We start from the raw sequence: 428 nt of genomic DNA on the forward strand, positions 1-428 counted from the left end.
AGCCTAGAACCAGTTGCGCTTGGAGCCGACCTCCGACAGCCACTGGTTCAGGTACGCCGCCCAGTCGGTCCCCTGGTAGTGGTTCAGCCCCACCTGGAAGGAGCGGAACGTGTCGCTGCCCTCGCTGAACAGACCCGGCTTCTTGTCCATCTCCAGCACGACGACCCACGCCTGCGCGTCGGCGACGAAGCTCAGCTCCACCTGGTGCAGCCCGCGGTACTGAGACGGCGGGAAGAACTCGATCTCCTGGTAGAACGGCAGCCTCTGCCGCGTACCCCGGATCTGGCCCCGCTCCATGTCCGCGTTCTTGAAGCGGAAGCCGAGCTGGATGAACGCGTCCAGGATCGCCTTCTGCGCCGGCAGCGGGTGCACGTTCACCGGGTCGAGGTCACCGGAGTCCACGGCCCGCGCGATCGCCAGCTCGGTGG

General features: G+C 66.8%; 1 protein-coding gene. It reads right to left on the bottom strand.

Annotated features, from left to right (window positions below; translation table 11 throughout):
- Positions 1-3: 3 nt before the first annotated feature.
- Positions 4-428, bottom strand: a 425-nt coding sequence (locus LPA54_RS39740) for a sporulation protein (protein WP_228985268.1), incomplete at its 5' end; no start/stop codon positions are given.

The sequence above is a fragment of the Streptomyces sp. DH12 genome, assembly GCF_020873895.1.
Classification (GTDB): Bacteria; Actinomycetota; Actinomycetes; order Streptomycetales; family Streptomycetaceae; genus Streptomyces.